Annotated in this window: 13 protein-coding genes; 3 read left to right on the forward strand and 10 right to left on the reverse strand. The window is 41.7% G+C overall.

Annotated features, from left to right (window positions below; translation table 11 throughout):
- Positions 1–14 precede the first annotated feature (14 nt).
- From ACE3T3_RS10540 to apbC, 5 genes are all read right to left on the reverse strand, one after another.
- A complete protein-coding gene (locus tag ACE3T3_RS10540) occupies positions 15–716 on the reverse strand; it encodes a hypothetical protein (protein WP_374666752.1) in 702 nt (233 codons plus the stop codon).
- Between the two features lie 10 nt (positions 717–726).
- A complete protein-coding gene (locus ACE3T3_RS10545; RefSeq protein WP_374666676.1) occupies positions 727–2724 on the reverse strand; it encodes a hypothetical protein in 1998 nt (665 codons plus the stop codon).
- A gap of 242 nt (positions 2725–2966) precedes the next feature.
- The gene (gene dcd, locus ACE3T3_RS10550) at positions 2967–3536 is read right to left on the reverse strand and encodes a dCTP deaminase (protein WP_065993652.1); all 570 of its coding nucleotides are present in this window, start codon (positions 3534–3536) and stop codon (positions 2967–2969) included.
- A 172-nt stretch (positions 3537–3708) separates the two neighbouring features.
- A complete protein-coding gene (locus ACE3T3_RS10555; RefSeq protein WP_374666678.1) occupies positions 3709–4311 on the reverse strand; it encodes a LysE family translocator in 603 nt (200 codons plus the stop codon).
- A 350-nt stretch (positions 4312–4661) separates the two neighbouring features.
- On the reverse strand, positions 4662–5930 hold the full coding sequence (apbC, locus tag ACE3T3_RS10560; RefSeq protein WP_374666680.1) for an iron-sulfur cluster carrier protein ApbC: 1269 nt from the start codon (positions 5928–5930) through the stop codon (positions 4662–4664).
- Between the two features lie 418 nt (positions 5931–6348).
- Between apbC and ACE3T3_RS10565 the strand changes: the two genes are divergently transcribed.
- Positions 6349–6651, forward strand: coding sequence for a hypothetical protein (locus ACE3T3_RS10565; protein ID WP_374666682.1), 303 nt, complete (start codon positions 6349–6351; stop codon positions 6649–6651).
- Positions 6652–6840: 189 nt separating this feature from the next.
- Here the strand turns inward: ACE3T3_RS10565 and ACE3T3_RS10570 are convergent, their stop codons facing one another.
- Positions 6841–7302 (reverse strand): hypothetical protein, encoded by a 462-nt coding sequence (locus ACE3T3_RS10570; protein ID WP_374666754.1) that lies wholly within the window; start codon positions 7300–7302, stop codon positions 6841–6843.
- Positions 7303–7446: 144 nt separating this feature from the next.
- Entirely contained in the window at positions 7447–8247 is an 801-nt protein-coding gene (locus ACE3T3_RS10575; protein WP_374666684.1) for a hypothetical protein, read from the reverse strand.
- A 510-nt stretch (positions 8248–8757) separates the two neighbouring features.
- On the opposite strand from ACE3T3_RS10575, the gene metG reads away from it, so the two are divergent.
- Entirely contained in the window at positions 8758–10815 is a 2058-nt protein-coding gene (metG, locus tag ACE3T3_RS10580) for a methionine--tRNA ligase (RefSeq protein ID WP_374666686.1), read from the forward strand.
- A 244-nt stretch (positions 10816–11059) separates the two neighbouring features.
- Here the strand turns inward: metG and ACE3T3_RS10585 are convergent, their stop codons facing one another.
- Together ACE3T3_RS10585 and ACE3T3_RS10590 are read right to left on the reverse strand one after the other, a co-directional pair.
- The gene (locus ACE3T3_RS10585) at positions 11060–12106 is read right to left on the reverse strand and encodes a hypothetical protein (RefSeq protein WP_374666688.1); all 1047 of its coding nucleotides are present in this window, start codon (positions 12104–12106) and stop codon (positions 11060–11062) included.
- Positions 12107–12537: 431 nt separating this feature from the next.
- Positions 12538–12651 carry a hypothetical protein gene (locus ACE3T3_RS10590; protein ID WP_374666756.1) on the reverse strand — a complete coding sequence of 38 codons (114 nt, stop codon included), beginning with the start codon at positions 12649–12651 and terminating at the stop codon, positions 12538–12540.
- A gap of 263 nt (positions 12652–12914) precedes the next feature.
- On the opposite strand from ACE3T3_RS10590, the gene ACE3T3_RS10595 reads away from it, so the two are divergent.
- Positions 12915–13892 carry an MBL fold metallo-hydrolase gene (locus tag ACE3T3_RS10595; protein ID WP_374666690.1) on the forward strand — a complete coding sequence of 326 codons (978 nt, stop codon included), beginning with the start codon at positions 12915–12917 and terminating at the stop codon, positions 13890–13892.
- A gap of 72 nt (positions 13893–13964) precedes the next feature.
- Here ACE3T3_RS10595 and ACE3T3_RS10600 read toward each other — a convergent pair whose 3' ends face one another.
- Positions 13965–14588 carry a LysE family translocator gene (locus ACE3T3_RS10600; RefSeq protein ID WP_374666692.1) on the reverse strand — a complete coding sequence of 208 codons (624 nt, stop codon included), beginning with the start codon at positions 14586–14588 and terminating at the stop codon, positions 13965–13967.
- Positions 14589–14990: the final 402 nt, after the last annotated feature.

A 14990-nucleotide genomic window follows, 5' to 3' on the forward strand; every position in this document is an offset into this window, starting at 1 on the left:
TGAAATTATAAAGATCAACAGCGGCTGCCTGAAGCGCCAGTACAGTTATAACTGAAAATCTTTAAATCTCCATTCATATGCAAATTGCCATGCATATTCAATCCCATAAATCCTGTTTCAGTCCCTTTATCAAAAGCTGGAACGTCTGTTAAAAATGTCGTTTTTTTACCATTAGCATCTACAGAATATGCTTTATATTGACTGTAAACACTGCTCTGCAGATAACCTTTAACATTTGAATCATCAGTTTCAACAGAAAGGTTATCAAAGCCCAGATTTCTAATTTTTAGAGGCTTATCATCAAAAAAAGAAAGGTTCATTGCAGTCTGCGGATTACCATCCTTATTTTGAATTGTGGTACCAGCCAATGAAAATTTATCAATTTGCACTGTCCCCTGAATTTGCTTAAAAACCAGCCATTTTTGATTATCACCATCTTTATGATTATTGGGAGAAAAAGCGAAACGGCACTGTATATCCTGCACACAGTTATACCCATAGTAAGCATTGATTACCTTACCATCCGCATTCCGCTCAGAAATATCAGTTAAACTCATATCATTGGCATAACGATGGTTTAATGACATCGTCAAGCTTAAATCCGCCCCTCCCTGGCCGCTTGTTTGCTGCATTTCTTGCTGGTTCAAACTAGAGAGTTCTGCATGGCTGATACTCGCAGTGAACAATAATGCACTTATTGATAATTTACTCATTATCATCTGCTCCTTATAGTCCTGTTGTTTTTATTTTCAAATGCTGAATCAGCACGCCATCAATGACAGCAGAACCCATATTAACTACAGAACCTGAAACATTTTTAAATACCACACCAGTTGCACTTGCATCACGATTTGCTTTGAGCATATTTGTCGCTGGATCCAGCGTTACGCTGCCGACAGAAATACTGCTATGCGTTGCATTTGTTCCTTGATAATTTACCGATGCGCCACCTGCAGTTACCATAGATGTATTAGAACCGCAATATGCAACATTACAAGTTGAACCTTTGAAAGAAGCTGTTGTTAAGTTTGTCCCAGTATTAAAGGTCGGATTTGGATCTGTATCTTTATACCAAGTATAAATTTTAGAATAAATTTCAGGTACATTAGGAATATGCGTTACTTCCAGAATAATATTATTGCCCTCAGAACCGATAATAAAAGGCTGATACATATTTCCCAGGACTAAATTCATATTTGCACTGTAAAGATATAAACCCTCAACAGCATTAAATAGCGGCGCATTACTGCCATCCAATGCCGGTGTAGCTGCTGTTCCATCATCTGTATCTGTTTTAGGAGCAGTACTGATACGAATACCTCTTGCATCTAAATCAGTATCAGTATCTTTAAGCGTTGCAGGATTATCATTGGTATTCAGACGAATAATGGATGCCATACCTAGAGTCTGATTTTGCTGTGCCAAACTGGATGATTGTGTTTGAAATAATCGGACTTGTGATCCATCAATACTTAAGCCATTCGCCACAAGCTGAGTGCGTAAACGGTATTCTTTGTCCAAACCGCTCGTTGGCGCGCCAGTAACAATATCTACTTCACTACTTGAATCCAGCGAACGTGAAAAAATATCCATCCAAAAACCGAGTTTAATTTTATCTTCCACGCTATTTCCGCCAACCTGCGCTAGGGGCGCTTCAAGTGCGATATAGGCAACTTTATCTTTATTAGAGCCAGTAAATTGCTGTATATCGGCTGCTGTACCTGAGCGCAATAACCATGGATTGGCTGCTGAACCCCAGTTAATTCCTTGATTACTGTATCGCTGATTCATATTGCCATTGCTTTTAGATAAGGCCAAACCATAGATAAATATATCAGCCTTGGTTCTAGATGCTTTTAACGCAGCCACATGATCTGTGGTATTCAATGCATTCGCTGCATCTGCAAGTGCTGATGCTTTCAACTCAGCTTCTTTTTCTGCATAAGATGCCTGTGCTTTCAACTTTGCGGCACGTATTGCTCGCAAATCCATTTCAGCATCTGTTTTGCTTTCCAGCAACCCATCAGTATAAGCTGTTATCTCTGCTGCTTTACTGGTTCGAATTTCAGCACGTACTGCCTCATGTGCCCATGCTTGAGTTTCCTCTTTATTCATACAAACTAAACTGCTTGTATGGAAGCACCAGTTATAGCTGTTGTATTTATCTTGATACAAAGTATTATAGCGACTTACATAATAAGTTTGGGCTGCATATTCTTCGACTTTTTGGCTATCAAAGCTTTCTTTATAAGTTGCGCTGTAGCCACTTTTTATATCTTTTCTGAGAGCTGCGTCATTATAGACCTTGCTGTATTCAGCATTTTTTACATCTGTATAATATTTCTGATAATAGCTGGGTACAACTGTGCTATATTTTTGAAAATAAATATTGTCATATACCGCTTGCCGGCTTTGTTCAAATAGCTTCTCATAGTTGCCGCCGCGCGGAATAATACGGATAAAGCCTGTATCTTTTTTTGAAGCTTCAAGCAGCTTCACTGGATCTGTTAAAGCACCATAGCTGGAAGCGGCCGAAACATCATTCGGCCCCTGAAACACCATCTTGAAGTTTTCAGGCAGCAACGCAACGCCTTCACCGGTCGTTGCTGAAAGCACAGAATCAGATAAATCCTGAAGTGCGTATACGGATTGCGTCAAAAGCATAGCTACAGCTACGGCCACGCAATTCTGGCGGAATGTGAAAATTTTATTAACACCAGTCATCTCGACCTTCCTTATTCAGATGCGCTGCATCTTTCTTATATTTATTCCTTTTCCCGGCACTTTAATTCGTTTTATGCCATCGTATCCATGATGGGCTATGCCAAGCTGCTCTAACTTTTTATTATGCGGAATTATTGCGCAATTGCAAAATAATCCGGCCGAAACACTCCGCTTTCCGATGAATGAATTACAAAAAAAATAAGCAGGATAAATATCCTGCTTATTCAAAAACTTAAAACCTATTAAGCTTTCGGCAATGTTACACCTGTTTGACCTTGGTATTTGCCGCCGCGGTCTTTATAAGAGGTTTCACACACTTCATCAGATTCGAAGAACAGCATTTGCGCAACACCCTCACCAGCATAAATACGCGCTGGCAAATTAGTGGTATTTGAAAATTCCAAAGTGACATGGCCTTCCCATTCCGGCTCCAGCGGCGTCACATTCACAATGATGCCGCAGCGCGCATAGGTCGATTTGCCTAGGCATACCGTCAGCACATTGCGCGGAATGCGGAAATATTCGACAGTGCGCGCCAAAGCGAATGAGTTTGGCGGGATAATGCACACATCGGATTCAATATCAATAAAGCTTTTATCATCAAAGTTTTTTGGATCAACAATTGCAGAATGCACATTGGTGAAGACCTTGAATTCACGCGCGCAGCGTACATCATAGCCGTAGCTTGATACGCCATAAGAAATCAGCTTTTCGCCATTTTCATCAAAACGGACTTGGTTCTCTGCATACGGTTCAATCATGCCGTGTTTTTCGCTCATTTCGCGAATCCAACGATCAGACTTAATAGCCATGTATTTCTATCCAAAAAGCGTTAATTCAATTATTGCGTGGTACTTTAACTGAAATCGGCAGCAATGAAAATAAGCCACAGGCAATGCCTGCGGATTTGGCACTTTTCCGGTGTTTTTGATTTCTGCATATCCCTCCAGACAGAATATTCTGCATCAGGGCACGCTGACGGTCTCAGAGGGTGATTGCTTTTAAAATCGCGGTATAGCTGAGCGGAATGGAAAAGCACATTAAAACAAGAGAAGCAGTTTTCTGCAAATTGCACTGATTCAGCCAGCTGATTTTATTGGCTGATAAAATAGAGCCGATCAACGTCCATAAAAATGCGATTGGAATGATCAGCAATAAAAATACCATCATATGCGCCACGTAATATTGGCTGTCCACCCATGCAATGGCCGGGAAAATAGCTGATGCAAACAGCAACGCTTTAGGATTCAGCAGCGTTGCCGCAAACAGCTGGCCCGGGCCAATGGTCGCTTGGTTGTATTCTTCGGCAGCGCCGGCAGTTTTCCACAAACGGACGGCTAAAAACAAAATATACCCAGCGCTGAACAGTTTCAAAATAGGCGGAAGCAAAGGCATATGCACTGAAATTTTGCCAATCAGGAACCCCCAAAGCGTAATTGAGATTAAATAGCCAAAAGCTTCTGCGGGAATAAGGCGGAAAGATTTGCGTACACCTACCTGTATGCCAGATGATGCCAGCAAGGTATTGGTCGGGCCGGGCGTCAGAAGAATAGTGACGACTAAACCAATGAAAAACCATGAAATCATACGAAAAACTCACCTTTGAGTGAGCGCAGATTAAATCAGTTCAATTCTAGACGCAAAAAAATAATTGTAAGCCAATATATGAAAATTAATTATTGTTAAATAATGATATAAATTTCATATATTTGTGAATAATCCATCAAAATTTCCGCCAAGTCATTCCTGCTTATTATTTCAACATTCTGTCAAAAATATTCTGAATTTACCGTCTAAAATACCAATTTAGACTGCTATAATGCGTAAAAGCAGGCAATCCGCCTGAGCTATCAAGAATTATTTTAAATTCTGAGATTCTAAAAAAACCCGGAAAATCCGGGTTTTTGCAAACTGCTTATTCGGCAGCAAAAATTCGCTTAGAAAATTCGGCTTTGATCTTTTTCGGCTTTCGGCAGCTTTTCAGCAATCTGTTCAGCTATCGCCATATAGCCCTCGGCAGCGCTGTCTTCTGCCAATACCGACGGTTTTCCGGCATCCGCATTTTCACGGATTTGCACATTCAGCGGCAAACGGCCCAGCAAGGGAATATCATACTGCTCAGCCAGTTTATCACCGCCGCCCGTACCGAAAATCTGCTCTTCATAGCCGCAGTTTGAGCAAATATGCGTCGACATGTTTTCAATCACGCCCATGACTGGAATCTGCACGCGGTTAAACAGTTCAATGCCTTTTGTTGCATCCATCAATGCAACGTTTTGCGGGGTTGTTACAATCACCGCGCCCGTAACTGGAATGCGCTGCGCCAAAGTCAATTGAATATCCCCTGTGCCCGGCGGCATATCAATCATTAGCACATCCAAGTCTGGCCATAGTGTCTGATTGAACAGCTGCATCAGCGCGCCTGTCGCCTTTGGACCGCGCCACGCCACTGGCGTATTGTGATCACCGGTTAAATGGCCAATCGACAGCACCGCCAAGCCATAGGCATCTAAAGGAACAAAATGCTCTGACTCAATCATGGGCGTTCTGCCGGCATTGCCCAGCATGGTTGGAATGCTTGGGCCGTAGATATCCGCGTCTAAAACCCCGACCTTTAAGCCCAGCTTTTGCAGCGCCAAGGCCAGATTGACCGTCGTGGTTGATTTGCCGACGCCGCCTTTGCCTGAGGACACCAAAATGACATTTTGAATGCGCGGATGTTTCGGCACATCACGCTGCTGCGGCGCGGCTTTTTGAATCGGCGGGTTATTGAGGTCTATTTCTTCGGCTTTAGGCGCAGGCGCTGCTGAAGCATCGACCACCGGCGGCAAGCTGTTTTTTGGCGCCGCCTGTTCAGTTTTGGATGCGCTCGAGCAGCTTTCGCCTTCTGCATGATGATGGCCGCAGCCGCCTGCCGCATGGCCGGTTTTTTGCTGGATCACATGCATATTCAATTCAGTAATGCCGCATTTTTCCAAAGCATCGGCCAAATCATCATGAATTTTCTGCAGATCATCCGCTTCGGATGGCAGGGTGTTAATCGTGATTTGCAGCACCTGCCCCTGCACATTGACTTGCGTAATGCGGTCTTTCAGGGCATGGTCCGAATTTGGCAAAACATAGCTTTGCAGCACGCGCTGAATTTCATCTTCCTTGACTTCCTGCGAGGGTGAAAAAACCGATTTAAGCGAAGAAAGCCAAGACATAAAATTACTCCAAAAAAGCGCGAATACAGCAAATTATTGATAGTTTAACGGCAAACACCGCTGAGGTTAAGCCATCTGCCGCGGAAGTTGGCAGTTAATTTTAAAAAACCAAGTATTTTACTTGGGTTTGAGCTTTGATCAGCTACATTTTCATACAATAATTGCATGATTATTTTGCTATAAATTTCTGTATTAAGCACTTGAAGCTTTGAGCGGACAGCCATCAGCAGAACTGAACATGCTGATTTGGCAGAAGTATTGTCCTTTGTGAATCACTGCACGCAACTGCAGCTGAAATAAATTCAAGGCCTGCACAGCAGCTGAATAAAAATTGCCGCTTTTGACTGATTCAATTGCTGCAATGCTTTTTCAGCAGCGCTGTGTTTCAACTGTTATATGTTTAATTTGGGGAATAAAAATGAAAAAAACAGCCATCTTGATTTTGGCCGCAGCGGCAAGTTTCAGCTATGCTCATGCTGCCGATGTAGAACGTTTTGTGACGGCAGAACGCCAGACCATTACGCTGGGCGATACGGTAGAAGATATGCAGGCGCGCATGAAAGCATCGCCGATGAGTGTGAATTCCCATGCATTGCCTGAAGGAGGCCAAAAAGCGCAATTGGCCATTGATTACACCTATGAGATTGAAAATATGCGCTATGTGATCACCGTGATCAATGACCGGATCAATAAAATACAGACTGAAAGCTTGAATAAATAACCAGTTTTCCTGTTCTATTTCAGGTTTATTTTTATTGCGGCTCTGCTGCGCAAGATTCTCTGCGCGAGCGGTGTGCCGCGCATAATCGTAAAGCCAGTCTGCTGCAGATAAAAAAATCCATTGCCGAAGCAATGGATTTTTCTTTTAGGCTATTTTCAGCCAGCACATCTGCATGGCTTGCTGATGATTTTAAGCCTGATCATCTTTTTTGAATTTGCCTAAAGCATCTGAAGCTTTCTTTTTCAGCTCACTAAATTTTTCTGTGGCCTGCACTTTCAATTCATCCAGCTTCACGGAAGCGTCCTGCTTCAATTCTGCAGCTTTCAATTTTGCCTCATCAAATTTATGGCTGGCTTCATCTTTAAAATGATCCAGTTTTTCCTGCGCAGACGCTTTGGCATGTTCAGCTTTAGCTTTCAGATCATTCACTTTTTCTTCAGCCGCCGCTTGGTTTTCAGCCTGCTGTTCCGCTGAATCATGCTTCAGTTCGTCCAGTTTCTTTTCACCTTCCAGCTTGGCTTCTTTGACCGAATGCTTCAAGTCATCGACTGCTTTTTCACCTTGCAGCTGCGCCGCTTTGGCGGAATGCTTCAGGTCATCCCCCAATTCGGCTGCTTTATTTTTCAATTCATCCAGCTGAGTATTGCTCATCGCACGGCCCTCATTGATCTTATGCATTGTCTGACAATAGGTATAACATCAAATTGGAGAAAAAATATTCAGCGCATCATTTCGACACACATTATGACAAACTGAAATAAAGGCTTTTATAAACGCCTAAAGTAAAAACCGCCTTTATTTTTTCACCGTGCTGATAAAGCTGATCATGGCAAACAGCCAAATAAATAGGATAAAACTGCGCTCCCGCGTAAAATGTGCCACATCAGAGCCATGCACAATATTATGCCGTGTCGCAGTCACTGTTGAACTGCTGTCCATTTTCAGCGCCTGCAGCTCTAAAAAATACGGATTAATATCGCTGGCAATTTTTACCTTATGCCATAAGCTTTTCACTTCATGGCCTTTGAGGCCCGGCACAATTTTATAGACATCGACATATTTGCTTTGATTCAGCTGCAGATAACCGCGCTCTGCCAGCGCCTCGGTCAAAATCCCTTCGATTTGACTATACAGCACCGTCACACAGCCGGCATATGCCTGCTGCTGATACATTTGCAGGCATTGCTCAATCACAGCCCGGTGTTTAGGCAAATTCACGCCAATCTGCAAGGCATCGACAGCATTCAGCAATTCTTTTTGAAAATATTCCTGTTCAATTAAATCCAGCAGTGCAAATTGCTTAATCTCAGTTTCATTTTCATTGGCCATTTTCCAGAAATACAGCAGATTCAAAGCATCGTTGGCCGTGGCTGCATCGCTTTCAAATTCAATCTGATCGGCCAGCATATCAAAATAAGATTCCGTCTGCGCCAAACCACGAAGCGCCGCCACCAGCTGGCCATGCGCTGCAGAACCCATGCTTTGCAAATACTGTTCAGCAGTTTTCAGGATCTGGCTGCCCAGCTGCTTTTGACTGCCGGCATTTTGCTTAATGCGCGTCACGGGCTGTGCAAAATCATAATCATCATCGATCATGGGGTTATCCTTCTAAAAACGGGCCGATTGAAAAGAAATATTATCGCTGTTCTTGGCTGCAGGAAACAACTGCATTCACTTCACATTTCAAGATCTATTCACGGAGAATACGCTCGGTATCACCTTGGGCTTTACAAATTGCACTTTACAGATTGCTCTTTACGCTCCTATTAAGGCTGCGCCAGATCAACACTGAAAGTTCATTTTCAGCATCACTTCAAGCCCGATAACCGTACTGAAAATTTGGCTATCTTGCAGACAGGACGGCCGCCAGCTGACATGACAGATATTTAATTGATGCGGCAGAGTCCAGCTCATGCCGCTTATATACAGCGTTTGCACAGATTTCTATCTTCTGTCCTTGCGTCCAAATGGGCCCAAGGCGGCTGTCCAAGGCGCCAGCTGATTTCACTCTTTTGCAAAGATTTCACCGATTCCCTTGTGCAAGTCGAAGCTATCTAAGGTAAAATCGTTGACCTTATATAAAATACGAATGAGAGAGTCATATCCGTGCGTAATATTTTAGTCACTAACGCCCTTCCATACGCCAATGGCCCGATCCATATGGGTCACTTACTCGGTTATATCCAAGCAGATATTTGGGTTCGTGCCATGCGTGCAATGGGTCATGACGTGACTTATGTCTGCGCGGACGATGCTCACGGTACAGCCATTATGCTGCGTGCCGAAGCCAATGGCATTTCACCGGAAGCACAAATCGCCAATGTGCAAAAAGAACACATCCGTGATTTTGACGGTTTTGGTGTGCATTTTGACCATTATGACTCAACCAACAGTGCCGAAAACAAAGCGCGCTCGGAAGAGATTTATCTTAAAAACCGCGAAGCGGGCAACATTGCTGTGCGTCCTGTCACACAGTTATTCGACCCTGAAAAAGGCATGTTCCTATCAGACCGTTTCATTAAAGGCACCTGCCCGAAATGCAAAGCGGAAGATCAGTACGGTGACTCATGTGAAGTCTGCGGTACAACGTATAACGCGACTGAATTATTAAATCCGCGTTCTACTTTGAGCGGTGCAACGCCTGTTGAAAAATCTTCAGATCACTACTTTTTCAAATTGCCAAACTTTGGTGAATACCTGCAAAAATGGACGCGTGATGAAGGCCGCCTACCAACATCAATTGCCAACAAGCTGGATGAATGGTTTGAAAATGGCTTGAACGATTGGGACATCTCACGTGATGCACCTTACTTCGGTTTTGAAATTCCAGATGCGCCGAACAAATACTTCTATGTTTGGGTAGATGCGCCGATCGGCTACATGTCGAGCTTTGAAAATTACGTCAAAACCAAACGTCCAGATTTAAACTTTGCAGACTACTGGAAAAAAGACTCTGACAAAGAAGTGTATCACTTCATTGGTAAGGACATTGTTTACTTCCACGCGCTGTTCTGGCCTGCAATGCTGGAAGGTGCGAACTACCGTACGCCGACTGGTTTATTCGTGAATGGTTTCTTGACTGTAAATGGTCAAAAAATGTCGAAATCACGCGGCACGTTCATTAAAGCGGAAACCTATTTAGAGCATTTAAACCCTGAATATTTACGTTACTACTTTGCGTCTAAACTTTCGGATAAAGTTGAAGATTCTGACTTGAACCTTGATGACTTCGTGCAAAAAGTGAATTCAGACCTTGTGGGTAAAGTGGTGAATATTGCCAGCCGCTGTGCAAAATTCATTAACACCAAGTTTGACAATAAGTTAAGTGCAACTTGCGTTGAGCCTGAATTGGTTCAAAGCTTTATTGATGCTGGTGCTTCAATTGCGGCTCAATATGAAGCGCGTGAATTTTCTGCGGCGATTCGTGAAATCATGGCGCTGGCTGACCGTGCCAACCAATATATTGATGAGAAAAAACCTTGGGCGCTTGCGAAGCAAGAAGATCAAGAACAGCAAGTACATGATGTATGTTCTGTCGGCATCAACTTATTCCGTCAATTGGCAGTTTACCTAAGCCCTGTACTGCCTACTTTGGCAGCGCAAGTTCAAGACTTCTTGAAACTTGCATCTTTCGATTTTGCTTCTGCGCAAACTATCTTGGTAGATCATGAAATTGCATTGTTCCAACCGTTAATGCAGCGTGTAGACCCGAAAGCTGTTGCAGCTATGGTCGATGCGTCTAAAGACTCTTTAGCTGCGGCGGCTGAACCTGCAAAAGTTGAAAAGAAAAAAGAGAAAAAGGCAGAAAAGAAACCTGAGCCTAAAGTCGGTGAAGCAGAAATCATCAATATTGATGACTTTATGAAAGTTGACCTGCGTGTGGCGGAAGTTTTAGATGCGGCTCACGTTGAAGGTTCTGACAAGCTTTTACAACTTACCTTAAATGTCGGTGAAGCTGAGCCACGTAACGTGTTTAGCGGTATTCGTGAGTTCTACCAACCGGAAGACTTAAAAGGCAAATTAGTGGTGATGGTAGCGAACCTTGCGCCACGTAAGATGCGTTTTGGTATTTCGAACGGCATGGTGCTTGCAGCGGGTAATGGCGACGGCGTTTGGGTAATTTCACCTGAATCTGGCGCTAAACCGGGTGATAAAGTGTCTTAATATCTAAACCGAAAATACGAAAAAGCCTCTACTGTTGTAGGGGCTTTTTTTATTTTACCTCTCCGTTGCGAAGCAGTGCTTCTCATCTCCTAAAAGGAGAGAGAAATTCTTTTTGAACCCCAAAGCGGTATTCAATCAGATGACTTGCGACATGGATGTCGCCCGTTCGTTAGGGGCATATGGATGTGCCCCCTAACGAACAAAGGGGTTTTGTTACTTTTGCCCCGACAAAAGTAAAGACTATTTAATTTGAATTAATATCAATACGAGCTAATCGAGTTGGTACATCTAAATATTCATAAATAGCATCAACTTTCTTTATCAAGTTCTTATCGTTAGTGAAGAATAAATGACAAAAAGAGGCTATCTGTGCATGCGTAAAATCACTCATCGAACGTTGTACGCCGTTAACTTGATCCAATTTAGTATCTGAATAAAATCCAATAAAATTCATCATATTGTAGATCACATTTATTTTTTCATACGTATAAAATTTTCGTCCTTTATTTTTCTCTAAAAGATTAATACTCCAAAAATCATCAATAGTAAAATTTTGATACCCTTCTTTGTCCTTATATAAATTCCAAATTTTTTGGACTACATGAGGCGTATTTATATTATTTAGTTGTTTAGCAGAAATTCCCATTTCATTTCTAAAAATTTCACTCATTTTATCCTGTTCAGCATTCTGCATGATTATTGAAAGCATTCCTTGTATTGCTTGTTCATAGATTTCTTTCTGATTATATATTTCCTCATACATAGCTTCGGCTTTATATCTAAACTGAGGATAATTTTGTAATTCATCTTTAGCTTTCCTCATTTTTTCAAGATTCTTTTCATAGGAAAGTAAAGCTTCTATTTTAATTTCATCAATATTTTTATTTTTCTGATAACTTAATAAAAATTGATTGTAGATATGTTGATCCCAAAATCCCCACTCTTTTTTATTTTCAACATAATTATTAAACCACTGCCTTACAGATGCTTGAGAAATCACACATGAATCTAAAAATTCTAAGTTTCTGTTATAAGCGATCCTTATATGATAGGCATGTAACCACTCTAGAATGTTTAAATATTTCTCAAGTGTATTTTCTTTATGTTCTTCTTTTGAATTAAGAAAAGCTTTATAAATTTCACCTAAAGTCATATCAGAGTATACAACCTGAAAACTTTCTTTTAAGTAAGAATATACCTCATGAGTCGATTCAAAATTTTTAGCAAGTAAATCCAAAACATTTTGATCTAAATAAGCTAAGGGTTTTCCTGAATATTTTGGTTCGCTCATACGATGCTCTTTTTCGTTAATTATTCAATTTACAACCAATAAAAATAATTAAACAATATATTTCTTTAAATTTTATAAAAATATTAAAACCATTTTTTATAGGTATCTACCTAAGCTTCTTTCAACACCTCTCCCTAGCCCTCTCCTAAAAGGAGGGAGAAATTCTTTGTGAACTCTAAGACGGTATTCAATCAGATGGTTTGCGACATGGATGTCGCCCGTTCGTTAGGGACACATGGACGTGCTCTCTAACGAACAAAGGGGCTTTGTTACTTTTTCCCCGACAAAAGTAAAGCAAATAACAAAATGATGGTCATCACCGCAACCTTCTCCCGCAGGGAGAAGAAACTTCCAAAAAAATCTTTAAAATGCATGCATCAATCACCCACAAAAAAGCCCCTATCACTAGAGGCTTTTAATCTTGGCACAACTCAAGCCAGTACAAATTCCCAAATCACATAGCCAATCCCAAACCCGAGCAAGGAATATGCCGTAATAATAAAATACACAAAACTTGCTTTGTTTTTCTTTTTCCAGAAACCCATTTCACCACCTAAACTGGACAATTTTCACCATGTTAACGCGTATTCAGCCAAAAGTGAAATAGAGCTAAGTTTTTAATTTATAAAATATTTTAAACCTAAAATCAGTTTTTTAAATTCTATAAAGTCAATATACAGATTCAAACTATTTATCTAATACAGATGCATCAATTTGCCTGCAAAACTCTAAATGCAAACAGCTTATTCTTCATTTTAAGCACTTAACATGTTAAAAAAGAAACAACATAACTGCATGAAATACAACAATGAAAAATACCGCCCTTGCCATCTCCATTTCTTTTTTCGCAATCGTTCCAATGCTTTCAAATGCTCAAGCAGCCAAAACCCTGCCGATGATTGAACAGCAGCCTCAGGTGGCCGGTTTTTATCAGCATCAAGCAGGAAAAACACAAATCACCGCTCTGCTGGATGGCACCAACTATATGTCTCCTGCACTTTTCAAAGGCATTTCCCAAGACAAAGTCCATGAAATATTAAAGAAATATCATGCAGATAAGGCCCAAGGCGTACAAACGTCTATAAATGCATTTTTAGTGAATAACGGCAAGTCTTTAACCTTGGTCGATAGCGGCGCTGCCAGCTGTTTTGGCGCGCATTTGGGTTCCGTACTCAGCAACTTAAAAGCATCCGGCTATAAACCAGAACAAGTCGATACCATTTTGCTGACCCACCTGCATCCCGACCATGTGTGCGGGATTAGCAAAAACGGCGCCGCGAACTTTCCCAATGCAACGGTATATGTCTCCAGTGATGAAGCCAACTATTGGCTGAACCCAAAACAAGCCGGCAAAATTGCGCAGGATCAGCGCGCGAACTATCTAGGCACAGTCAAACATATCAAAGCGGCGCTGGCGCCCTATCAAGCCAAGAAACAATTTAAAACCTTTAAATCAGGCGACAAAATTGGCGACTTTGAAGTGATCAGCACGGCCGGGCATACACCGGGGCATTTCAGCTACAAGCTGAAAACCTCTGGCGAAGATGTGATCTTTATCGGCGATATTGTGCATTCGCACACGGTGCAGTTTGATCAGCCGGAAACGGCCATTGAATATGATATTGACCCGAAAGCTGCGGTTCAGACGCGCTTAAAGCAGTTTGCCGATTATGCGCAGCATGGACAGACCATTGCAGCGCCGCATTTGCCATTTCCGGGCATTGGCCATATTTATTCGGCAGATGGAAAGCACTATCAATGGATGCCTGTGCATTTTAAAGACTGACAGCTCGCCCTACTCCTCTCTCGATGGGAGAGGAAAACTGAAGGCTAGCGGCAAAATCATTTCATTCTAAAATCACTTCATCCCAAAGATCAGTTTCAATCCCAGCGCCGTCATCACTGCGCCGGCGGCACGGTCAAACACCGCTTTAAATTTCAAATAGACACGGCGCGGTTTCTCGGCTGACAGCGCAACCGCCACCAGTGAGCACCAGCCCGCATCAATAAAGAAACATAAGATGGGCAATACAAAATAAAAATAAGTTGGAATTTCTTTCGGCAACAGTGCGGTAAAAATACTGGCCAGCACAATCGCAATTTTAGGATTGGATAACTGCGTAATCAGGCCTGTAGTAAATGCGTGGCGCAACGACATTTGCGCAACGGCATCATCTTCGGAATGAATCGGCTCTTTGGCATGTTTAATAATTTTAAACGCCATCCAAAGCAGATATAAGCCGCCGCAAATTTTTAAAGCCAGATAAGCGGAAGGCACTGCCAATAAAAAGGCCTGCAAACCCAATACCGCCAATAAACCGAAAATCGCCGCGCCCGTTCCGGTACCTAAGGCGGTAAACAGCCCATGCTGACGTGAAATTGCAATTGAATTTTTAGCCACATAAATTGATGTCGGCCCAGGACTCATTGCGCCCAGCATTAAAGCAAAAGCGATCGAGCCCAAAATCCAAAATGATTCCAAGAGTAACCTCTAAATTGAGAGAATTTTAACAGCTGCGATTTTACGCTAAACAGATTTATTGCGATATTCCGTTTTTAAATTATTTTTCACGTTTTTTCTTTTGACTTTCTCACGCCCTAACCATCATTTATACGTTTCAATGCTAAGTCAAAGGACTGTTTCCCCCAAAAATGCATGGTAATAAGCTGAAAACTCCGCCATTAGAGCAATTGCTCAAAAGAATATATACCCCAATCACTTAAATAATATTCATTTTTAATAAAAGGACAAATGTGTATTAAAAATAACCATCAAGCCCTTATTTTTAATAACTAAATATCATGCATTTCTGGCTTTTCAATTCATACATTTTTCATATATAAAAACACATACTATTTTTATGGTTTTATTTAATAAACCAGA

Origin of the sequence: Acinetobacter sp., from assembly GCF_041919735.1 — a bacterium.
Lineage (GTDB): Bacteria > Pseudomonadota > Gammaproteobacteria > Pseudomonadales > Moraxellaceae > Acinetobacter.

Coding starts and splice junctions, on each gene's coding strand:
- ACE3T3_RS10545 (WP_374666676.1), bottom strand. CDS start 2,724: ATGACTGGTGTTAATAAAATTTTCACATTCCGCCAGAATTGCGTGGCC.
- ACE3T3_RS10555 (WP_374666678.1), bottom strand. CDS start 4,311: ATGATTTCATGGTTTTTCATTGGTTTAGTCGTCACTATTCTTCTGACG.
- ACE3T3_RS10565 (WP_374666682.1), top strand. CDS start 6,349: ATGAAAAAAACAGCCATCTTGATTTTGGCCGCAGCGGCAAGTTTCAGC.
- ACE3T3_RS10570 (WP_374666754.1), bottom strand. CDS start 7,302: ATGAGCAATACTCAGCTGGATGAATTGAAAAATAAAGCAGCCGAATTG.
- ACE3T3_RS10585 (WP_374666688.1), bottom strand. CDS start 12,106: ATGAGCGAACCAAAATATTCAGGAAAACCCTTAGCTTATTTAGATCAA.
- ACE3T3_RS10575 (WP_374666684.1), bottom strand. CDS start 8,247: ATGATCGATGATGATTATGATTTTGCACAGCCCGTGACGCGCATTAAG.
- ACE3T3_RS10590 (WP_374666756.1), bottom strand. CDS start 12,651: ATGGGTTTCTGGAAAAAGAAAAACAAAGCAAGTTTTGTGTATTTTATT.
- dcd (WP_065993652.1), bottom strand. CDS start 3,536: ATGGCTATTAAGTCTGATCGTTGGATTCGCGAAATGAGCGAAAAACAC.
- ACE3T3_RS10595 (WP_374666690.1), top strand. CDS start 12,915: ATGAAAAATACCGCCCTTGCCATCTCCATTTCTTTTTTCGCAATCGTT.
- apbC (WP_374666680.1), bottom strand. CDS start 5,930: ATGTCTTGGCTTTCTTCGCTTAAATCGGTTTTTTCACCCTCGCAGGAA.